Origin of the sequence: Bacillus salacetis, from assembly GCF_003581585.1 — a bacterium.
Classification (GTDB): domain Bacteria; phylum Bacillota; class Bacilli; order Bacillales; family Bacillaceae_B; genus Rossellomorea; species Rossellomorea salacetis.
Genome location: NZ_QXIR01000019.1, coordinates 57,641 through 78,893, shown reverse-complemented (window position 1 = coordinate 78,893; position 21,253 = coordinate 57,641). Strand labels below are relative to the sequence as shown.

Here is a 21,253-nt window from a genome sequence, read left to right as displayed (position 1 = left end):
ATAAGGGGAGGGTCGATGGAATGAAGGGTTTGCTGCAGGCTTCAAGGGGGATCCTCGCCGGTTGGGAAGTATGGGGATATTTCAATGGTGAATTCAGTATGGGTTTGTTATTCGGTATGCTGCTTTAGCTGTCATTAGGTTATGGAATCGCCAAAAAAGAAAACGCTGCAATTAGAAAATGATAAAATGTGAGGGAGAATTATCTTATATTTGGAGGAATCTTGATGAAAGCTGGTGATGTATATTCTTGGCAGAGGACATTTACCATGGAAGATGTACTGGAGTTTGGTAGAATTTCAGGAGACCAGGGCAGACATCATGTTCATCCAGATGAGCATGGACGTTTGATGGTCCACGGATTGTTAACTGCCAGCATTGGAACGAAGATTGGCGGAGACTTGAATTACATCGCAAGGGAAATGGTCAGTAGGTTTATCCGTCCTGTCTTCACTGGGGACACTGTGACATGTGAGGTTACCTTAACTCATGTAGAGCCGTCGGACCGATTGAAGAAAGTCAAACTGGAGACTATCTATCGAAATCAGAGAGGCGAAGAAGTGATCACCGGTTCAAGTTATGGAATCATTAGAGACTGAATTGCCTGTCATTTTTACATAAAATTTAAAGAATGCGAGAAACATTGGCCGGTTTTAAAAGGCGGGTCCGGGTTCAAATGTAATGGGTATATTTTAAATTCGAAAATCCGGAAGGTGGGATGAAAATGAAGATTGTCATAGCGCCTGATTCTTTTAAAGAAAGTATGAGTGCACTGCAAGCTGCCGATGCAATTGGAAAAGGGATAGAAAAGATTTTTCCTGAAGCAGAGGTTGTGAAGGTACCCATGGCAGACGGCGGTGAAGGGACTGTGCAATCCCTGGTGGATGCAACGAAAGGTGAGATGAAGAGCGCTGCAGTGACCGGTCCGGCTGGTGTACCGGTTGACGCGTTTTACGGCATAACAGGCGATGGGAAAACGGCCATCATTGAAATGGCAGCTGCGTCCGGCCTTCACCTTGTGCCTATCGGAAAGCGAAATCCGTTACTTACAACGACAAAGGGAACTGGTGAATTGATTCTTGCTGCAGTGGATAGTGGTGTGACTCACCTGATCATCGGGTTGGGTGGAAGTGCAACAAATGATGGAGGAGCAGGAATGGCCCAGGCACTGGGAGTGCGTTTGTTGAAAGCAGACGGACAGCAAATAGGGCCTGGCGGGGAAGAATTGCGTCACCTTGATTCTATCGATTTGACCACGTTGGATCCCAGGCTTAAGGAGGTTACCATAGAGCTCGCATGTGATGTGGATAATCCGTTGACAGGGGAGAGGGGGGCATCGAGAGTATACGCCAGGCAGAAAGGTGCGACTGAAGGAATGATTGACATTCTCGAAGGCAGCCTCGCTCATTACGCTCATGTGATAAAACGGGATATCGGAAAAGACGTGGACAACATCCCGGGAGCAGGAGCAGCCGGGGGTCTTGGAGCAGGATTTCTCGCCTTTTTGGAAGCTGACATGAGAAAAGGTATCGATCTGGTTATGGATGCAGCCGGACTGGAGCACCATCTGGTCGATGCAGATTTGGTTATCACAGGCGAGGGAAGAATAGATGGGCAGACTGTTTACGGTAAGGCGCCGATTGGTGTTGCCGGGATGGCGAAAAAACGAAACCTGCCTGTTATCGGTGTGGCAGGCACTCTGGGAGAAGGCTGGCAAGCTGTTTATGAGCATGGGATTGATGCCGTTTACTCGATCGTCCCAGGGGCAATCCCCTTGGAAACTGCACTTCTTCATGCAGAAAAGTATACGGAGGAGCTAGCCGGGAATATTGCACGGACGGTCAAAATGTGGCGGGGATAGCTTTGAAGGAAGGCTATGATACATATGATTTAACAGGCTGCTTTATAACGGGGTGATGGCAATATTGAGCAGTGTTTAGGTAGTTCTTAGTTTGTTGCTTTTGTGAGTTCTTTTTGGTTTGGTAGAAACGTGCCGTTACAGAGAGGAACAGGAGCTGAAGGGTAACGATTAGCGAAGAAACGTACCGCTGCAAGGGAGAAATTGAGTTGAAGGGGTACGAATAACAAAGAAACGTGCCGTTACAGAGAGGAACAGGAGCTGAAGGGTAACGGTTAGCGAAGAAATGTACCGCTACAAGGGAGAAATTGAGTTAAAGGGGTACAAATAGAGAAGGAATGTGCCGTTATAGGGAGGAACCAGAGCTGAGGGGTAACGGTTAGCGAAGAAATGTACCGCTACAAGGGAGAAATTGAGTTAAAGGGGTACGAATAACAAAGAAACGTGCCGTTACAGGGAGGAAAAGGAGCTGAAGGGTAACGGTTAGCGAAGATATGTACCGCTACAAGGGAGAAATTGAGTTGAAGGGCTACAAATAGAGAAGGAATGTGCCGTTACAGAGAGGAACAGGAGCTGAAGGGTAACGGTTAGCGAAGAAACGTACCGCTACAAGGGAGAAATTGAGTTGAAGGGGTACGAATAACAAAGAAACGTGCCGTTACAGGGAGGAACCAGGAGCTGAAGGGTAACGGTTAGCGAAGCAATGTACCGCTACAAGGGAGAAATTGAGTTGAAGGGGTACAAATAGCGAAGAAATGTACCACTATAGGGAGGAACCAGAGCTGAGGGGTAACGGTTAGCGAAGAAATGTACCGCTGCAAGGGAGAAATTGAGTTGAAGGGGTACAAATAGCGAAGGAATGTTCCGCTATAGGGAGGAACCAGAGCTGAGGGGTTACGATTATCGAAGAAAATCACCTTATTAAAATTATAAGCCCATCTGTAGAGGTACGAACACAGTACGAAACAACTCCTGAGATTACCATGAATCAAAAAGAATCTCTGCAAAAGTTCCTGAGGAGTTATTTTTCTGGTATAGAAATAGAATATTGTTTCATCGCAATTCAGAGCACCGGAAATGGATCCCGGTGCTCTTTTTGAATGTTGAAGTGTTTTGAACGCTACTGACCGGGAAGAAGGACGGTGAATGCCTGGTTTTGTTCCTCCCCAGGTTCAATGTTTAAGATTCCCCAGAATGCTCCGTATGGCTCTTCAAAGAGATTATCTTCGTCTTTACCATAATGGAATTTTTCACACAGATAGATATTCCACTTATCATGAAAGTCTTTTGGTTCCCATCCTGATTTGTGATCCTGCCATTTTCCTCCGTCCAGGCCCCAGGCATCCTTGCCATCGGGGTGGCATTGAGGAAGGAATCCTAATGATGTAAACAGGATGACTTGAACCTTCGCGACTCTCTCTGCTTCTTTCAGCAATTTCTTTCCCTGCATCTTGCTGAGATGTTCGATTACATCTGTAAATATTATGGTATCAACGGAATTGGAAGGGAATTTTCTCAATATGTCCCAGGTGCTGTTGATAAATATGAAGGTACGGTCACGGTTTGCAAGGTTCTTTTCCAAGTGCTCAATATATTCTGAATAAGGTTCGATACCAATATGAACCTTTGGTGTAAATAAATTCTGCGGCTTGATACCGCAGCCTATATCGACGACAACATCCGTTTGTTTAATATGCTTCAATACTTCCGGTTCTAAATCTTTCCAATTCTCAATCACGGTAATCGGCAAAACTGCCAACTCCTTTCTAAAAAGATTAATAGATTACTGATTTTGTTTTTTTATTAAAAGTAGTAATAGTTATTAACTATATTATTCATTATTTTCCAGTTATGCTTGTACGCTTGTAACGTATTGTTGAGTGAATCCATGTTATTAATAAAAATGACTGTTGAAAATAAAACATCATGTGTATATAATGTGTATATTAAGTATATACATTATAACGGATAGTGCTGAAGAAGACACAAGTGTAAAAGAGGGATCTCATGCAAATAATCATATCCAACCGCTCAAAGGAGCCTATTTATGAGCAAATTACGAATCAGGTAAAAGCATCTATTCTGGCAGGGGAACTTCAGGAGGGAGATCCTGTTCCTTCAATGCGTAAACTAGCAAAAGATCTGCAAATTAGTGTGATAACGACTAAGCGGGCTTATGAGGAGCTGGAGAAGGAAGGATTCATTTATTCGATAGTAGGGAAAGGCTCGTTTGTCGCTGAACAGAATTTGGAGATCATTCGGGAAAAGAAGCTGAAAGTCATTGAAGAGCAGCTGGGTTCCGTCATCGCCAACAGTAAAGAGATAGGACTGCCGCTTGAGGAGATTAAGGAATTACTGACCATTTTATATGAGGAGTGAACAAGGTGGAAAATGTAGTTGAATTAAGAAAAGTCACAAAGCAATTTAAAGATTTTTCCGTAAAAAATATTGATTTACAAGTGAAGAAGGGCTTTGTGACGGGCTTCATTGGTGCCAATGGTGCGGGAAAGTCGACCACGATCAAAATGATGATGAATCTTTTGAAGCCTGATAATGGGGAGGTTAAGGTGTTCGGTCTGGACTATGCAACACATGAAAAAGAGATAAAAGAACCTATCGGATTTGTTTACGATGGCAATGTGTTTTTTGAAGGATTGACCCTGAAGGATATCAAGAGAATAGTGGGCCCTGCTTATAAGCGCTGGGATGATTCTTTATTTTATCATTATGCCGGGAAGTTTGATCTTCCATTGAATAAAGCGATCAAAACCTTTTCGAAGGGGATGCAGATGAAGGCATCACTGGCTATTGCCCTCTCTCATCATGCTGAGTTGATTATCATGGATGAGCCGACTGCAGGTCTTGACCCGATTTTTCGAAGGGAGCTGCTTGATCTGCTGCAGGAACTGATGATCGATGGGAACCGCACGATTTTTTTCTCCACCCATATCACTTCCGATCTGGACAGGATTGCGGACTACATTGCCTTCATGAGGAACGGAGAGCTTGAGTTTCACAATTCCATTCACGAGACGGGGGAAAGTTACGCACTTGTTAAGGGAGGGCTGGATCTTCTGGACCGCGATACGGAAAAGCACTTTGTCCATGTTACCCGTGCATCGACCGGTTTCGAGGCCCTGACTGATGATGTTCAGGCTGTAAAAGATACGTTCGGAGATATGGTTGTGATTGAACCGGCGTCACTGGAAGATATCATGTATTACTTGAAGGGGGATGTGCAGCATGTTTAATTTGATCAGACGGGATGTAATCCTGCAGAAGAAACAGCTCTTATTCTTCATTCCATTTATCCTGTTTTTCATTTTAATGAATTCACATCCGGTATTAACATTCCTCGTTGCGAGTATTTTCATTCCGTTTAATACACATGCCTATGATGAAAAGGCAGAAACGAATATTCTATTGAATTCACTGCCGTATACAAGGACGGAAATTGTTGCCTCCAGATATTTGGGCGCTATTGTTTATATGGGTATTGCCATAATTGTGACCTGCCTGGCATTTACTTTAATGGGCAAGCCATTTTCATTGAAGGATATAGCAATGGCGAGCAGCTTGTTTTTACTATTTGCTGCTTTGACCTTTCCGTTGTTCTATCTTTTCAAACCGGGTTACATTTTCACCTTCGTGCTCATCAGTTTTCTAGTATTGGCAAGTATCGGGCCTCAGATAGCCCTCATATTGGGTGAACAATTAACGTCCATTACAGAATTTCTTTTGAATCTCTCTGTTTCGGCTATGTATACTGGTGCGGTATTGTCTGCTATCGCTGTCTATGCCGTATCCTGGGGAGTCACCCATATCATCTATCAGAAGAAAGCATTTTAGCACATTAAAGCGGTGGGGGACTGTCCCCCACCGCTTTAATGTGCTAAAGGGAAATGTATATTATCCGTCGTTCCCACCATAATAAAAGCATATTACTCTTATAATGGTGAGGTAGCGATGGAAAATAAACAAATTAGTTTAACTGCAGCTGAAATCAGCACATTATGGTCTTCTTTTCTTTACGACAGCATGACCATCCAGGTCATCCGGTTCATGAAGGAAAAAGTGAAGAATGAGGATATCAAGCCGGCTATAGAGAAAGCGTATGATATTGCTTTACGGCATTTGTTTGAATATGAGAAAATCTACCACATGGAAAACATGCCGGTTCCTTATGGTTTCACTGAGAAAGACGTGGAGCTCGGTGCTCCAGATTTATTTACGGATACCTTCAAGCTGACCTATATCCTGCACATGAGCCGGGTGGGGATGGTCACACATACTGCAAGCCTGGCTTTGGCAGCAAGAAAAGATATGCGCCAGCTTTATGGCAGTTGTTTAAGGAACGTGGAGGAGCTGTATCAATTGGCTTCAGATGTCGCACTTGCGATGGGCCTTTATTTAAGGAGGCCGTACATTCCTTATCCGAAACAAGTCAGCCTTATCCATGATAAAAGCTATCTGAGCGGGATGAATCCCATGACTTCTCACAGAATACTGAATTCCATAGAAATCTCTCACTTAAGTTTAAACATTGAAACCAATCAAACCGGTGTCATGCTGACATCTGGTTTCATGCAGACCGCCCAGTCGCCGGAAGTCAAAAAATATATGCAAAAAGGAAAAGAGATTTCCAAAGACCATATCTCTAAGTTCTCGGCCATCTTGCTGAAGGATGATATTCAGGCACCTATTTCGGCAGACCATGCCATTACGGATAGTACAACTGCTGTCTTTTCGGAAAAATTGATGATGTTTCATATGAGCCTGATGAGCACAGCCGGTTTCGGCAACTACGCTGCGGCCGCAGCAGCAAGCCAGAGATCCGATTTGACACTTTTGTATGAAAAGTTATCTCTTCAAATTGGGCTATATGCCAAAGATGGCGCCAACATCATGATAGAAAACAGGTGGCTGGAAGAACCGCCGGCGGCTCCAAATCGTGATCAGCTGGGGAAAAATAAAAAGTGATACTTTTCCCCATTGTCTGGTGAACCAATTTAAAACAATCGTGCACTGGCTCACATGTTAAAAAGGAAGAAAATACATGCCAGTATTGTTATCTCAAGTCAGGCACCCATCTAATCGTTACATTTTTAAAAAAAGGAGAACTTCTTTGAATCAGAGAGGTTCTTCTTTTTTTGATTTTTTTCCCGCTCGCCTTGAATTTCTAGTAAAATTTAAAATAACCATGCTGTAAGGAACTGAGGAGTGATTGAATGAAGAAAGTGGTCATAGCAGGAGGGACCGGGTTCATAGGGGAATACCTACAAGATAAATTCAGGAAGTCTGGGTATGAAGTGAAGATTATATCAAGGCAGCATCCTCATATCTCCTGGGATGACAGAGCAGGAATCAAAGAAGCTCTGGAAGGATCGGAAATGCTCATCAATCTGGCAGGTAAATCAGTGAATTGCCGATACAATGAAGCAAACAAGAGAGAAATCATGGATTCACGTGTCAGGACCACAAGAACACTCGGAGAGGCCGTTCTTTCTTGTGTGGATCCACCCGAAGCCTGGATGAATTCGAGTACGGCCACGATATATCGTCATGCGGAGGATCGGCCGATGACGGAAGAGGAAGGCAAATTCGGGACAGGATTCTCTGTAGATGTTGCGGCACAATGGGAAGAAACGTTCTTTTCCTTTGTTTTACCCAATACGAGACAAATCGCATTGCGTATTGCGATCGTACTTGGTGAAGGCGGAGGTGTCATGACTCCTTACCGCAACCTAGTGAGATTTGGACTTGGCGGCAGCCAGGGAACAGGAAAGCAGAAGTTCAGTTGGATACATATAGAAGACTTGTACCAAATCATTCTTTTTTTACAAGAGAATAAACATTTGAGCGGCCCGTTTAATTGTGCTGCACCTAACCCCGTCTCTAATCGGGAGTTAATGAGGGAACTAAGGAATACGCTGAATGTGCCTTTTGGTCTCCCGTCACCGAAATGGATGCTGGAAATGGGGGCAGCCTTAATCAAGACCGAGACAGAATTGGTTTTGAAAAGCAGATGGGTTTTGCCGGACCGTCTGGAAAATGCAGGATATACCTTTACATTTGAAACACTTGATAAAACACTGCGTACTATACTGCGATAAAATGGATGAAACCACATCATTCCCAAGATTTAAGCAGGAAGTGGTCAAGAAGTGGAGAATTTAATTACTAAATGAAGTGAGGAAATGGAGGAAACGAAATGCAGAGGAAAGATGTACTTATAAATCTGTTGGACAAAACATTTGATAAAGAAAGCTGGTATGCCCCTTTCAATCATGCAATCGAGGGCCTTACTGCTGAACAGGCAGATTGGAAACCCGAAGGAAAAGCAACGAAATCCATTTGGGAAAATGTGAACCACCTTACTTATTATAAAGAGAGGCTTGCGGCAGAATTGGAAGGCCGTGAATGGAAAAACAACCTGGATGGCGAGGAAACTTTTTCGCTTACCGATTCTTCCAGTCATGAGTGGAATGCTGTAGTGCAGCGAGTGGAAAAAGCCCAGGCGAATCTTAGACAGGCTATAAACGGTCTGCCTGAACAGGATTTCGTTGAAAGTTCTTTAGAAGAAAAACTGCTGGACATCATGCTCCACGATGCCTACCACACAGGCCAGATCATTCAACTGAGAAAAATGCAGGGTTCCTGGCCGGAAAATCGCTGACTGAATATCGTAACAAAAGTTCAGAGCATTTGACTCTGAACTTTTTTATTACATTAATCCTGCCAGTCATACATAAATAGAGGCATGTTATGCAAAAACAACCAATTTTCATGAATGAGGCTGATATAGTAAGGATGAAGAAAGGAGGTTAGGGATGAGGGTCAATATCGAGATTCACGAAAAGTACGACGAAACCTTCATTACGATTCATGCCGGGAAATGGTCTGAGGAGCTGGAGGCATTGGTGAAGAAACTGGAGCAGAAATCTCCGAATCGGATTGTAGGTTCAGAAGGGGAGCAATCAATATTATTGTCCCCGGATGAAATCGATTATGTATTCGCCGTAAACCGAAAAGTGTTTGCATCCATCCACAAACAATCCATCGAGCTGAATATGAAACTCTACGAAGCAGAAGATTTACTGGAAAGCCACGGATTTTGCCGTCTATCGAAATCCGCGATCGGCAACTTGAACCGTATCAACCGTTTCGAATTGGCTTTTAACGGAAGCCTTTGTGTGTTTTTTCACTCTGGAAGCAAGGAGTACGTGTCCCGGAAATATGTCCAGGAGCTTAAACAAAAATTAATACTGGGAGTTGATACAAAATGATTGATGTATTAAGAAGAAGCCTCATCGGCCTTGGCTTCACAGCACTTTTCACCTTCACCGCCTTAACCATTCTGAAATTGCAGGACATTGATGCAGCAGTGTCGGACATCTGGCTTAGCATGCTCGGCAGCATGGTTATGGGAATTTACTTCGGTGCTTCCTCAAAGTTATTTGAAGTGGACCAGTGGAGCCCTTTGAAACAAACGTCCATCCACTTTGTCATATCCATCTTCATTTGGTTCCCGCTGGCTTTATATATTGGCTGGCTGCCATTCAACCTCATCCCGATAGTAGTGGGGATCGGTGGCTTCATCGTCGTCTATTTGATTTTCTGGTTCGCATTCTATACCTATTTTAAAAAGGTGGAAAGTGAGATGAATGATTCTGTGAAGAGGTAGAGGCAGATAAATAGTTTATCAGAGGTGTATCTTGATTGAAGAACATGATACCAAAACAGCCTAAGTAAAAGTAGCAATAGCTGGAAGCAGCGGCCTCCGGTTATTGCTTCTTTTATTAAATTCTCCTCTTAATGCGTTCAAGTTTAAATGTTTTCTATTATTAGTTCCTCAAGGTTATCAGGCAGTGTGTGCCCCATTCCTTCAATGACGATCAATTTATGAGGAATAGAACATTTTTCAAAGACCGGTTGTGCCTTCAGGACATTTTGATAGAAAGGATCATGATCTCCGGTGATTATGATCAACTTGCCTGTTTGTTTTCCTTGGTCCTTAAATCTCTCCTCAATCAGGCTCAGGTTTGCCATGGTGGGTACCAGGGCGATGACGGTATCGTATTTTGTTTCCGGTTCCAAATACATATTGATCGCTGTATCTGCTCCTTGGGAAGCCCCCAGTATGATCTTGTTGCGAAAGGATGTTTCAACCCCGGCATCCACTTCATTTTGTGATTTCACTATATCCTTCTTAGCGGCATTGTAATCATCCCAATGATAGCAGCCATGGCTGAATAATTGCGAAGACTGTATGAAGGATATTGAAAATCTTTTTTTTAGCTCATCTGCAGCTATCTGCTCTGAGAAGTCCCAGGCGTTGGAACCTTTCCAATGCAAGGCAGTGATAGAGGTATCTGATGAATGATTTCCTATTGTGAAATGAAGGGACCTGGAATTATTTTTATGAGTTTCATATAATTCTTCACAACTTTGTATGATTTCCGCAAACCTGTCAGTGGCATGGATGAGCGCTAGATCAGAATCACTTGCCAATAGGCTTGGATTCCAATAGGAGCCTTTATTCAGAACTTCGCTTAATTCTGATAGAGCCTTTTCTTGGTCATTTTGAATACAATAAATTCCTGCCAGCCAGTGTCCTATTCGATCAATCTTAGATGGAAACTCCTTCTTCGCCTCCTCTAAATAAGAAATTGCTTCACTATACTTTTCTTGCTGAATTAAATCGATTGCAGTTTTCTGGACAGTTAAAAAGTCTAAAACAGTTTTAATCATAATCATCCCCCTTTTGTTTTAGAGTAATTTATTTTACTTTGTAATGCAATGACTTTTTGAATTAATCAATAAATGATGGAAAGTGGAGTAACCAAATTCGTTTCATCAGAGATTCTCTGGAGGATTACGGGAAGTTCTATTGAACTAATTTAATGGAAGAGAGGTTTTCAACGAGGTGGCTCCGATTCGATTAAGCAGTCACCCCAACTGAACGGCAAGATTGGAGGGTACCTTGTATTGAAAAAGCTGACGTTTATATTACTTTTTTTAGCAGGATCAATATCTCTTGCTCTACTATTTTCCTCATTGGCACAAAATGGTTCCAAGCAAGTAAGAACATATTATGGAGAAATGCAGGAAAAACAGCAAAAAGAATATGTGGGTAATTTTACAGAAAATGAAAGAACTACCAAAGATATCACACTTCTTGAGGATTCCGGGGATGATGAAGGTGTGGCTGTACAAGCTTCGCAGAGAGTCACTGAGCTTTTGGATGGACTGGATGGTTTCAAAAGTAATGCCAATCCAGTATTTTCTAAAAGAAACCTTATCTTACTGATAACAGCCATCTTTTTGATCATTGTCCTGATCGTTGGTTTCTTTGTAAGAAAGAAGAGAAAGAAAAAAAGCTGGGATCATTCCGAGCTTGAAAATGACCACGCCAAACAAGATCTGGATAGATCAATCTGTGGAATATCTAATAATATTAAAGGATCAGCCGAAGAAGACATCCGCAAGCTGATACAAAATTGGCAGGCAAATTTGAGTCAAACCAACAAAAAGAAAAAAGAGGAAACAATCCGCGAGTGGTTCGAAAGGATAAATGGTCCGGTGAAGATCATCCCCATTTATGAAAAAGTGAGGTATGGGGAAGATTCATTTACTAAAGAAGAATATGGATTGATTAAAAAAGAGCTGTCATAGCTAATGGCAGCATCAACAGCAGAAGATTAATCTTCTTACTAAAAAACCCGTCATATGACGGGTCTTATTAGCTGCCAAACATGGTGCCGGCAGTATGACATTGTCCTTTTCTCGTGGACATGACCGAAAGAATTTTACCGCTTCAGCTGCAGCGGTAAAAATCAAAATCATAACCCCAGCTTGAAAAATTCGCGGTAATCCTGCAGCTGATAATCTGCTATTTCACATTCAGTCTGGAATATACAGGTGGCGATTCCCAGCTTCTTGGCAGGAATCAGATCCAGTTCCCTGTCGCCAATGGCCAGATCGATGTGGTGCTTGTTGTGCAGATATACATACGCTTCCGTATCCGGCTTGCGGGCATAGCCATCATCGATGGTCACGATATCGGAAAAATAGTGTTCCCAGCCATAATGCTGGAGAATAGCCAGGACGCCTTTCCTTGACTTATGCGTCATTATGACATTCTTGTCTGCCCACTTAAGGATTTCTTCAACATGATCGAACGGCTTCATCTCTTCAGGAGCTAATTTCTTCCTCAACTCCATCAAAGTAGCCTGATCTTCTTCAGACACCTCATAGTAATTCAATGCATTGGTATAGGAGATTTTTAATTGCTTATAAATATCCTCAGGCTTTGCCTTTTCTCCCAAAACGGCAGAAAACACTTTCGTATATGCGGGGTATGTATCAAACAATGTACCGTCGAAATCCCAAAGTATATTCATTTAATCACCCTTTATCCGTTTAATCGCTTCCTTCAAACTTCCCTCAACCCGGATCTTACAGAAGTCGCTTCCGGTTTCGATTGCTTTCCTGGCAATATCGGGATGTATACCTGTCAGGATCATTGTCACACCGATCAATTTCAATGAATCCGCGATTTTTACCAGATTTCCAACGTTCTCAGAATCAATTTGCGCCAATCCCGATAGATCAAAGACGATATATTCATAATCACCTTTGGCCGCCTCCTGAAGGGTATGCTGCATGATAAGGTTTGTCCTCTCAGAATCCACTTCTCCAATGAGGGGGAGGACTGCTGCATGATCAAAAATGGGGACGAGGGGAACAGATAACATTTGTACCTGATGTGTCTTCCTCTCCAAGTCCAATACGTTCCCAAGGAGTTTCGCCATTGCTTTGAATAGGTCCTTGTGCTTTTCACTAAAATGGTATGGACGGAGATCCATTCCGCAAAGTGTACCGTAATTTTCCCCGTTCTTATAATAAATCGGGACTCCGATAAGTGAGCCGCCGCCAAGGCTTTTTGTGACATCCATGTCTTTCGTAAGCATTGAAACATTCAAATCTTCTATGATTAGTGGTTCCCGCCCACCTTTGACAATGAATTGTCAGAACGAATCGCCATAGAGTGTTTCAAAGCCTGTTGGCAGGACAACTTCGTCCCTGTTAAAAGCACGGACAATGTTTACTTCTCTTTTATCATTTCTTGCTATGAAAAAGGTATTAACATCCACAAATTTGCTGATGAGCTCCAGTACGTGATCAGCTGCATCTTCAATTGTTTCGTATGCATCGACTAGTAGTTCTGTCATATGTAATTTCACCTATTTTCTATGTGAGCTACACCCATTCTATCTGTTTCGGAACAGAACCACAAACAAAACGATTATGTATGCTTGTATACTGAAAACTAATTGGAAAGATGAGATGTTTGGTAGGTAAATTGACTCGTCATGTTGAATTTATATATCAATATGCAAAGTAAGGCAGGGATGAATGATGAAACACACATCCATTTATAAGAGCTCAGAAGGGAAGAAGCACATCAACCGGCACTATGAAGGCTATGTAGAATCATTGGGTATCATGATCGACAGAGTCTACGTGGATACAAGCCACGGCCTCACTCACGTTCTTGCTGCAGGGCCACTCGATGGAAAGCCGTTATTTATTTTTCAAGGAGGAAACTGCATCAATCCCATGACACTGTCCTGGTTTACCGAGTTAGCGGAGTCTTATCGGATCTATGCCCCAGATACGATCGGGCACCCGGGCTACAGTGATGAAAACAGGATATCCGCCAAGGATCACAGTTTTGCAGAGTGGATTGAAGAACTGATGTATTATTTTGATGTCAAACGGTGTGCCTTCATCGGACCTTCTTATGGCGGGGGCATTATTTTACGATTGGCTGCCTTCAAACCGGATAAGATCGCCTGCGCCGTCCTTGTTTCGCCCGCCGGGATTAAAATGGGGCCCAAGCTCAAAATGATCAAAGATGTTTTGGTTCCCATGGTTTTATTCAATAGGACGGCTTCTGAGAAACACCTCGAAAAGATAGCAGATGCACTATCGGATTCATCGTTGAAAAAGAAAGACAGAGAAATCATCGGGGATATTTTTAAATATGTAAGGCTTGAGCAGGACATGCCAAAATTAACGGCAAAGAAAGAACTCCAGCATTATACAGCCCCCACTTTGGTGATAGCAGGGGAAAGGGATATCTTCTTCCCTGCAAAACAGTTGAATCCGGCTGTTCATGAAATATTACCGGTCTCCACAATCTTTAAAGCTTATGACATGGGTCATTTCCCTTCACAAGGGCATTTGCTTGAGATCAATCAGGAAATTAAAAGGTTTCTCCATAAAAACTATTAAAATCGTCATCAATCCCTATAAATTGCCTTATATATTAATAGGAAGGAAAAATGGGGAGGCGTGGACATGAATGTCAATATCGAAAGAGCCAAGCTGCTTGCAGTCAATCTTCAAGGGTTCCTGGACCTGGTCAAGCGAACTTATGAGCAGAATTCTTTCATTGTGTTGAATCAGGATATCCTGTACCGGCTGAACTTGCTTGTGGAGGAGTTCCGGTTTCAGATTTTGGCAGACGAACTATTCCGCCTGACTAAATATGAGGATGAAGAAAAACAGACGTTGAAGAATGTTGAAAAAGTCAATGAAAAACTCGTCATCCTCGAAGAGTTTGTTCAGCATAACTATGATGATCTGTTTATTTTCTCAGGGCGGGTGCATAGCATGCGTTCCATAATAAATTTGTTTGATGAGTAGGAAGAGGGACGCCTCACTCTTTCCCTACAGCCTGAATCCGGAAAGGAATTTCAAGAATTCCTTTTGTTCCTTGTGTTCGTATTTAAGGATGGCGTACGTTTTCGCATCTGGTAATTCGAAGGTATTGGTACGGACTTCGAGGAGCCTTCCTTCAAGCAGTTCTCTTCTTACAGTTGAAGAGGGAAGATACGATACACCGAGTCCTTCGACAATAAACCGTTTCGTAATATGGATCTGGGACACTTCCATCATTCTTGCCGCGGGGTAAAACAGCTTCACGGTCCGGCATAGGTCGTTCCAATAATCAGGATGATTATGGGTCAGCAGATAGTTGTCAGCCAGGAGTTCTTCTTCGTCGAGAGGATAGGCAGATTCAGCATCCCGTCCATCATGGGGTGCCACCATGATCACCTTATCCGTGTAGAGCAATTTCGTTTCAAGCTCAGGAAGGAAGGTCTGAAGGCACGACAGCCCAATATCGACTTTTTCCTCCAGTACGGCTTTCTCGATCTCCTTCGATTCAATGATTTTGACAGAAATCTCTACTTCCGGGTGTTTTTTCAAGTATTGCTTTAGGACATAGGGAAGGACATTGTCAGCAATCAGGGGTGAAATCGCAATCGTCAGTTTCGACGTATATCCCTGGCTGTACGACTGGAGCTCCGTGATGCCTTCTTCATAAAAACCGATCAGCTTCTGCGCGTGATTTAAGTATATTCTCCCTGCTTCCGTCAATTTCAGCGTTCTTCCTTCCCGATCAAAAAGGGAAACCCCAAGCTCTTTTTCCAATTGTTTAATATGTACAGTCACAGATGGCTGCGAAATGAAAAGCACCTCTGACGCTTTACGAAAATTAGTATAGTGTGCTGCCGTGATGAACGTCCTCAACCAGTTAAGCTCCATGCCCATCCCCCTTTGATTAAAAATAGTAATCAATCTCTTTTAAAATCATTAATTTTCTTAATTATATGACTATCATACAATGAAACTAATCAAATTAAAAAGGGGATGTAGAAATGTATCAGGAAGGATTAAAAGGAATTGTTGCAGCCAGGACGAAGATCAGTCATATAGATGGTGAAAAAGGGATCCTGATTTATCGTGGACACGAAATCGGCGAATTGGCTGACCGCTTGTCGTTCGAGGAAACTGCCTACCTGCTTTGGCATGGGGAGTTGCCTTCAGAAGCGGAGGTAGAGGAATTGAAGTCGGCGCTGCGAGAAAATCGTTTTTTGACAGAATCAATGAAAACCATCATAGATCATCTTCCTGAAGATATGGATATGATGAGTGTGCTGAGGACAGCGGTATCGGCAGAAGGTTCATCCTCTTATTCCTGGAAACCGACGATTGACCAGGCAATCAGGCTGACGGCCGTGATTCCCTCCATCATTGCCTATCGAAACAGCCAGCTGGAGGGGAAACCATTCATCGAACCACATCCTGAAATGGACCATGCAGCGAACTATCTCTATATGTTAACCGGGGAGGTACCTTCGGAAGCAGTGGTCAATGCGCTTGAAACCTACATGATCCTGACTCTGGAACACGGCATGAATGCTTCCGCTTTTTCGGCGAGAGTGACGGCGTCCAGCGAATCGGATTTGGTTTCTGCCATCACCTCTGCAATCGGCACGATGAAAGGGTTCCTGCACGGCGGCGCACCATCAGGCGTGATCGACTTGCTGACTGAAATCGGAACACCGGAAAGAGCGGAAAGCGTCATAAGGGAAAAGTTGAAGAATGGAGAGAAATTGATGGGTTTCGGCCATCGGGTTTAAAAAACACATGATCCAAGGGCTGTGGCCTTAAGGAAAAAACTGCTGGAATCCAGCGGAGCGGACACTTCTCTGGATCTAGCGCTTCATGTCGAAGCGACGGCAATCGATGTTCTCGAAGAGGTGAAACCGGGGCGGTCACTTTATACGAATGTTGAATTTTACGCAGCTGCGATCATGAAATCGATTGACCTCAAACCTGAGTTGTTTACCCCGACATTCACGGCGAGCCGGGTGATCGGCTGGACGGCCCATGTGCTGGAACAGGCTGAAAATAACGTGATTTACCGGCCGCAATCGGAGTATATAGGGGAGTTGTGAGATAAGGGTTGGCCAGTTCCTTGGGGAATGGGTCAATTTTTTTGTGGTTGGCTATGGTTTTGGCCAATTCCCGCGAGGAAGGGACCAATTTTGGTGGAGCGGGCTATTTATTTGGTGCGTTCCTTTGTGCAGTTGACCAATATTGATGGGCTTCTTGATTATTTGGTCTATTCCCGCAGAAATTGAACCAATTCTTATAAGAGCGGTCAAAAAATTGGTGCATTCATTCGAGAAAGGCACCAATTTTTTCAGGCTCAACGTTTTATTTGGTCTATTTCCTTGAGGAATAGGCCGATTTTTAAGAGGGCTGCCGGTTTTTTGGTCGATTACTTCATCAAATTTTACTAAATCCAAACAGGTTCTGAATGTTTTTTTATTCTCATAAATGGTAAACTATTTATTAAAATAAATTAATTAATCAAATGATTAATTAATGGGTAATTCGACTTATTTGGGCGGGAGGGATTTATGTGTCTCAAGAAGGGTTGAGGAATAGTAGAGGAAGGCCGTTGAAGGAAAATGAGGTGGCAAAGGCTGATCTCATCGAATCCGCGACAAAGTTTTTTTCTACGAAAGGATTCAAGGATACGAGTCTGAGGGAAATTGCTTCGGATGCGAAGGTGAATATGGCGCTCATCAAGTACCATTTTGGTTCCAAAGCGGCACTGTGGGATGAAGTGATATCCAGTCTTTCCTGGACGGTGCTGCAGACTAATGATTTTGAGCTTGATCATGTAGAAGATGCTTTTGAGATGAAGAGATTGCTGGAGAATCTGTTTGACCGGCTGGTCGACATGAGTTTTGAACACAGGGAATTCAGTTTGTTCATCATGAATGAAACGGTCCAGCAGGGAGAGCGGTTCGACCACCTATTCAATGAATTGATTCAGCCATTCCATGATCAAACGTATCCGTTCATTGCCAAAGGAATTGAAATGGGCGTGCTGGCCGATCAGCACCCGGAAGAATTGATTGTCATGCTAATGTCGTCTGTCGCCTATCAGCAGGCCGCTCCACATGTGCTCGCAAAGTTCACGGCGGTTATTCAGGACGAGAAACAATGGAGAGAAACGGTTAAACGCAGTTTGAAAGTGAATTTCATCAAAAATCCTTGTGATCAAGAACCGAAATGATTTCACCACAAAAATATTATCTTTGAAAGGATGTTCTTCTTGGAAAAGTTAAACGAAATTCCGCAGCCGAAAACGTATGGGCCGCTTGGGAATCTGCCTTTGGTGGATAAAGACAAGCCGGTTCTATCCATGATGGATATTGCCAAAGAACAAGGTCCGATCTTCAGCTTGCAGCTGCCGGTGAACAGGACGATCGTTGTATCCGGACATGAGCTGGTAAAGGAAGTCTGTGACCAATCCCGATTCGATAAAAGTATAGAAGGCCCGCTCGAGAAGGTCCGTCCATATGCAGGGGATGGTTTATTTACGAGTTGGACACACGAACCCAATTGGCAAAAAGCCCACAACATCCTACTGCCGACGTTCAGCCAACGGGCGATGAAGGGATATCATGACATGATGGTTGATATCGCCCTCCAGCTTGTTCAAAAATGGGGAAGGCTCAACCCCAATGAAGAAGTGGATGTGCCGGAGGATATGACCCGCCTTACACTGGATACGATAGGATTATGCGGCTTCAACTACCGATTCAACAGCTTCTACCGTGAGACGAATCATCCATTCATCGTGAGTATGGTGCGTGCCCTGAATGAATCGATGCACCAATTGCAGCGCCTGGATATTCAGGATAAATTGATGATCAGAACCAAGCGCCAATTTCAACACGATATTCAAAGGATGTTCTCTTTAGTTGACAGCATCATTGCCGAACGGAAGCAACAGGATTCCTCTGAAGAAAATGATTTGCTGTCCCGCATGTTGAATGTGAATGATCTTGAAACGGGTGAAAAGCTGGATGATGAAAACATCCGCTACCAGATCATCACCTTCCTGATTGCGGGTCATGAAACAACCAGCGGACTATTATCCTTTGCCATTTATTTCTTGCTAAGCAATCCTGAAAAACTGAAAAAGGCGTATGAAGAAGTCGACGAGGTTTTAACCGACGATATTCCGTCATATAAACAGGTCCTGCAATTGAAGTATGTCAAAATGATCCTGAACGAATCTCTGCGTCTATGGCCGACTGCGCCTGCTTTCAGCCTATATGCCAAGGAAGATACAGTGATCGGCGGAAAGTATGAGCTTAAAAAAGAAGAAGACCGGGTCATGGTCCTGATTCCCCAATTGCATCGTGATAAGGATGCATGGGGTCAGGATGCTGAGGAGTTCAGACCTGAACGATTCGAGGATGCAGAAAAAGTACCGAATCATGCCTATAAACCTTTCGGAAACGGGCAGCGTGCGTGTATCGGCATGCAGTTTGCCCTTCATGAAGCCACCCTTGTGCTTGGGATGCTACTGAAGCACTTTGAGTTTATCGATCATACGAATTATGAGATGGAAGTCAAACAAACCCTGACATTGAAACCGAATGATTTTAAAATCAGGGTCAAAACACGCGACAATAGTTCGATCCAGCCGTATTTCAAAAAGACAGATGGAGAAACAGGGGATGGGGATGCAGATCATCAATCGGATCTTAAACCTGCTTCGATCAGCGGTGTGAACGACCGCCCGCTGCATGTATTATACGGTTCGGATACCGGAACGGCAGAAGGGGTGGCAAGGGAACTGGCGGATACGGCGACGATGCTTGGAATCCGCACGGAAATCACCTCCCTTAACGATGGGATAGGAAATCTTCCCAAGGATGGTGCTGTACTGATCGTCACTTCTTCCTATAACGGAAACCCGCCAAATAATGCCGGCCAATTCGTTCAGTGGCTGGAAGAATCGGCAAAAGGTGATTTGGCTGGAGTGAAATATGCGGTCTTCGGCTGCGGCGACCATAACTGGGCGAGTACCTATCAAGATGTTCCGCGGCTTATTGATGAGCTGCTTGAACAAAAAGGGGCAGAACGTTTCTCGGCGAGAGGAGAAGGAGATGTCAGCGGCGATTTTGAAGAGCAGCTAGATGAATGGAAACAGAAAATGTGGGACGATGCAAAAGATACGTTTGGCCTCCAGCAGAATGAACAGTTTGAAAAGAACAAAAGCACATTGAGCCTTGAGTTTGTCAGCGAAACCAGCGGCTCGCCGCTTGCACGGACGTATGAAGCGGTCAATGCGGATATTCTGGAAAATAGGGAGCTGCAATCTGAAAGAAGTGAAAGAAGCACACGCCATATAGAGGTGGCCCTTCCAGAAGGACTGGCTTACAAGGAGGGAGACCATCTGGGTGTGCTGCCGAAAAACAGCGATGAGAATGTCACCCGGATTCTTAAGCGATTTGATATGAATGGAAATGACCAGGTAGTACTGACTGCCAGCGGCCGCAGTGCAGCTCATCTGCCACTGGACCGTCCTGTGGCCATTCATGAGCTGTTAAGAAGTAGTGTGGATGTGCAAGAAGCGGCAACCCGTGCACAAATCCGCGAACTTGCAGCAGCAACTGTCTGCCCGCCCCATAAAATAGAACTGGAACAAATGACCGAAGAGGGCGTCTATCAAGAGACGATCTTGAAGAAAAGGGTGTCCATGCTGGATCTCATTGAAAAATATGAGGCATGTGAACTGCCGTTTGAGCGGTTCCTGGAGCTCTTGCCACCGCTGAAACCAAGATATTACTCCATTTCAAGCTCTCCTCAGGCTGAAGCAGACCGTCTGAGCATTACGGTCGGTGTGGTAAAAGGACCTGCCTGGAGCGGGAATAGTGAATACAAAGGGGTAGCAAGCAACTATTTGGCTGATCGCCAGCCTGGTGAAGACATTTTATGTTTCACACGCAGCCCTCAATCTGGATTTCAGCTGCCGGAGGACCCTGAGGTTCCTGTCATCATGGTCGGACCGGGAACTGGGATTGCGCCTTTCAGAGGCTTCCTGCAAGCCCGCAGCATTCAAAAACAGAAAGGCGCGGCACTGGGGGAAGCAGTCCTTTACTATGGCTGCAGGCATCCTGAACTGGATTATCTCTATCGTTCTGAGCTGGAAGAAGCAGATAATCAAGGGATTGTCTCCGTACGGACCGCCTACTCTCGTGTTGAGGGCCAGCCGAAGACCTATGTTCAGGACATCATGAAACAGGATGCGGACCAACTCCTGGCTCTATTGGATAAGGGCGCCCATCTCTATATCTGCGGCGACGGAAGCAGGATGGCTCCCGAGGTGGAAACGACCCTCATGGAAGCTTATCAGGAAAAGCATGGTGTGGAAGAGCAGGAGTCTAAACAATGGCTTGCAGCCTTGCAGGATGAAGGGCGCTACGCCAAAGATGTTTGGGCCGGTGTTTGATTTTAAATCCGCTGTTTTGGTTAGGGAAATTTATGAACTATAGTAGGTACAGCCCCGTTGCTTTGCAGCGGGGTTTTTGGTTGTGAGAATAATCTTGGTATAAACGAGAATTGCTTTTATAATGGGTTGTTTTTGGATTAAACATCCTATTGTAATGTTGTTTCTGTTTTATAATCAGGTGTTTTTCGTTTAAACACCCTGTTATATACTCTGTTACT

General features: G+C 43.9%; 22 protein-coding genes and 1 pseudogene. 16 read left to right on the top strand and 7 right to left on the bottom strand.

The window, feature by feature from the left end:
• Positions 1-218: 218 nt before the first annotated feature.
• Together D3H55_RS14370 and D3H55_RS14365 are read left to right on the top strand one after the other, a co-directional pair.
• The gene (locus tag D3H55_RS14370) at positions 219-596 is read left to right on the top strand and encodes a MaoC family dehydratase (protein WP_119547845.1); all 378 of its coding nucleotides are present in this window, start codon (positions 219-221) and stop codon (positions 594-596) included.
• Between the two features lie 125 nt (positions 597-721).
• Positions 722-1,858 carry a glycerate kinase gene (locus D3H55_RS14365; protein WP_119547800.1) on the top strand — a complete coding sequence of 379 codons (1,137 nt, stop codon included), beginning with the start codon at positions 722-724 and terminating at the stop codon, positions 1,856-1,858.
• 1,117 nt (positions 1,859-2,975) lie between these two features.
• Here D3H55_RS14365 and D3H55_RS14360 read toward each other — a convergent pair.
• Entirely contained in the window at positions 2,976-3,605 is a 630-nt protein-coding gene (locus D3H55_RS14360; RefSeq protein ID WP_168413105.1) for a class I SAM-dependent methyltransferase, read from the bottom strand.
• Between the two features lie 257 nt (positions 3,606-3,862).
• Here D3H55_RS14360 and D3H55_RS14355 point away from each other — a divergent pair, with 257 nt between their 5' ends.
• The 8 genes from D3H55_RS14355 to D3H55_RS14320 all read left to right on the top strand — a co-directional run bounded on the left by D3H55_RS14355 (position 3,863) and on the right by D3H55_RS14320 (position 9,539).
• Positions 3,863-4,234 carry a GntR family transcriptional regulator gene (locus D3H55_RS14355; protein ID WP_119547796.1) on the top strand — a complete coding sequence of 124 codons (372 nt, stop codon included), beginning with the start codon at positions 3,863-3,865 and terminating at the stop codon, positions 4,232-4,234.
• A 5-nt stretch (positions 4,235-4,239) separates the two neighbouring features.
• The gene (locus tag D3H55_RS14350) at positions 4,240-5,106 is read left to right on the top strand and encodes an ABC transporter ATP-binding protein (protein WP_119547794.1); all 867 of its coding nucleotides are present in this window, start codon (positions 4,240-4,242) and stop codon (positions 5,104-5,106) included.
• Positions 5,099-5,704 carry an ABC-2 transporter permease gene (locus D3H55_RS14345; RefSeq protein WP_119547792.1) on the top strand — a complete coding sequence of 202 codons (606 nt, stop codon included), beginning with the start codon at positions 5,099-5,101 and terminating at the stop codon, positions 5,702-5,704. The genes D3H55_RS14350 and D3H55_RS14345 overlap by 8 nt, the downstream gene beginning before the upstream one ends.
• Positions 5,705-5,821: 117 nt before the next feature.
• Positions 5,822-6,835 (top strand): DUF3231 family protein, encoded by a 1,014-nt coding sequence (locus D3H55_RS14340; protein WP_119547790.1) that lies wholly within the window; start codon positions 5,822-5,824, stop codon positions 6,833-6,835.
• A 248-nt stretch (positions 6,836-7,083) separates the two neighbouring features.
• Positions 7,084-7,968: a TIGR01777 family oxidoreductase gene (locus D3H55_RS14335; protein WP_119547788.1), complete on the top strand. Its 885-nt coding sequence runs from the start codon at positions 7,084-7,086 to the stop codon at positions 7,966-7,968.
• Between the two features lie 98 nt (positions 7,969-8,066).
• Positions 8,067-8,531: a DinB family protein gene (locus D3H55_RS14330; protein WP_119547786.1), complete on the top strand. Its 465-nt coding sequence runs from the start codon at positions 8,067-8,069 to the stop codon at positions 8,529-8,531.
• Between the two features lie 154 nt (positions 8,532-8,685).
• A complete protein-coding gene (locus D3H55_RS14325; RefSeq protein ID WP_119547784.1) occupies positions 8,686-9,141 on the top strand; it encodes a LytTR family DNA-binding domain-containing protein in 456 nt (151 codons plus the stop codon).
• Positions 9,138-9,539 (top strand): DUF3021 domain-containing protein, encoded by a 402-nt coding sequence (locus tag D3H55_RS14320; protein WP_119547782.1) that lies wholly within the window; start codon positions 9,138-9,140, stop codon positions 9,537-9,539. The genes D3H55_RS14325 and D3H55_RS14320 overlap by 4 nt, the downstream gene beginning before the upstream one ends.
• A 143-nt stretch (positions 9,540-9,682) precedes the next feature.
• On the opposite strand, the gene D3H55_RS14315 is transcribed toward D3H55_RS14320, so the two are convergent.
• Complete coding sequence (locus D3H55_RS14315) at positions 9,683-10,606, bottom strand: tetratricopeptide repeat protein (RefSeq protein ID WP_119547780.1); 924 nt, start codon at positions 10,604-10,606, stop codon at positions 9,683-9,685.
• A gap of 306 nt (positions 10,607-10,912) precedes the next feature.
• Here D3H55_RS14315 and D3H55_RS14310 point away from each other — a divergent pair, with 306 nt between their 5' ends.
• Positions 10,913-11,530 (top strand): hypothetical protein, encoded by a 618-nt coding sequence (locus D3H55_RS14310; protein ID WP_168413104.1) that lies wholly within the window; start codon positions 10,913-10,915, stop codon positions 11,528-11,530.
• A 167-nt stretch (positions 11,531-11,697) separates the two neighbouring features.
• Here the strand turns inward: D3H55_RS14310 and D3H55_RS14305 are convergent, their stop codons facing one another.
• From D3H55_RS14305 to D3H55_RS14295, 3 genes are read right to left on the bottom strand one after another with little or no spacing between them, the layout of a single operon-like run.
• Positions 11,698-12,258, bottom strand: a complete 561-nt coding sequence (locus D3H55_RS14305) for an HAD-IA family hydrolase (RefSeq protein ID WP_119547777.1) — start codon at positions 12,256-12,258, stop codon at positions 11,698-11,700.
• Entirely contained in the window at positions 12,259-12,852 is a 594-nt protein-coding gene (locus tag D3H55_RS14300; RefSeq protein ID WP_338067947.1) for an STAS domain-containing protein, read from the bottom strand. It lies immediately after the preceding gene.
• Positions 12,853-12,885: 33 nt separating this feature from the next.
• A complete protein-coding gene (locus D3H55_RS14295) occupies positions 12,886-13,089 on the bottom strand; it encodes a hypothetical protein (protein ID WP_119547775.1) in 204 nt (67 codons plus the stop codon).
• Positions 13,090-13,276: 187 nt separating this feature from the next.
• On the opposite strand from D3H55_RS14295, the gene D3H55_RS14290 reads away from it, so the two are divergent.
• Both D3H55_RS14290 and D3H55_RS14285 read left to right on the top strand, forming a co-directional pair.
• Entirely contained in the window at positions 13,277-14,155 is an 879-nt protein-coding gene (locus D3H55_RS14290; protein WP_119547773.1) for an alpha/beta fold hydrolase, read from the top strand.
• Positions 14,156-14,221: 66 nt separating this feature from the next.
• A complete protein-coding gene (locus tag D3H55_RS14285) occupies positions 14,222-14,569 on the top strand; it encodes a hypothetical protein (RefSeq protein ID WP_119547771.1) in 348 nt (115 codons plus the stop codon).
• A gap of 24 nt (positions 14,570-14,593) precedes the next feature.
• On the opposite strand, the gene D3H55_RS14280 is transcribed toward D3H55_RS14285, so the two are convergent.
• The gene (locus D3H55_RS14280; RefSeq protein WP_119547769.1) at positions 14,594-15,472 is read right to left on the bottom strand and encodes a LysR family transcriptional regulator; all 879 of its coding nucleotides are present in this window, start codon (positions 15,470-15,472) and stop codon (positions 14,594-14,596) included.
• A gap of 113 nt (positions 15,473-15,585) precedes the next feature.
• Here D3H55_RS14280 and D3H55_RS14275 point away from each other — a divergent pair.
• Positions 15,586-16,668: pseudogene (locus D3H55_RS14275) on the top strand (citrate/2-methylcitrate synthase).
• Positions 16,669-16,719: 51 nt separating this feature from the next.
• On the opposite strand, the gene D3H55_RS24355 reads toward D3H55_RS14275, so the two are convergent.
• A complete protein-coding gene (locus tag D3H55_RS24355) occupies positions 16,720-17,022 on the bottom strand; it encodes a hypothetical protein (RefSeq protein WP_168413103.1) in 303 nt (100 codons plus the stop codon).
• Between the two features lie 116 nt (positions 17,023-17,138).
• On the opposite strand from D3H55_RS24355, the gene D3H55_RS14270 reads away from it, so the two are divergent.
• Both D3H55_RS14270 and D3H55_RS14265 read left to right on the top strand, forming a co-directional pair.
• The gene (locus D3H55_RS14270; RefSeq protein ID WP_168413102.1) at positions 17,139-17,801 is read left to right on the top strand and encodes a TetR/AcrR family transcriptional regulator; all 663 of its coding nucleotides are present in this window, start codon (positions 17,139-17,141) and stop codon (positions 17,799-17,801) included.
• Positions 17,802-17,831: 30 nt separating this feature from the next.
• Positions 17,832-21,035 (top strand): bifunctional cytochrome P450/NADPH--P450 reductase, encoded by a 3,204-nt coding sequence (locus tag D3H55_RS14265; protein WP_119547765.1) that lies wholly within the window; start codon positions 17,832-17,834, stop codon positions 21,033-21,035.
• The last annotated feature ends 218 nt before the right edge of the window (positions 21,036-21,253 follow it).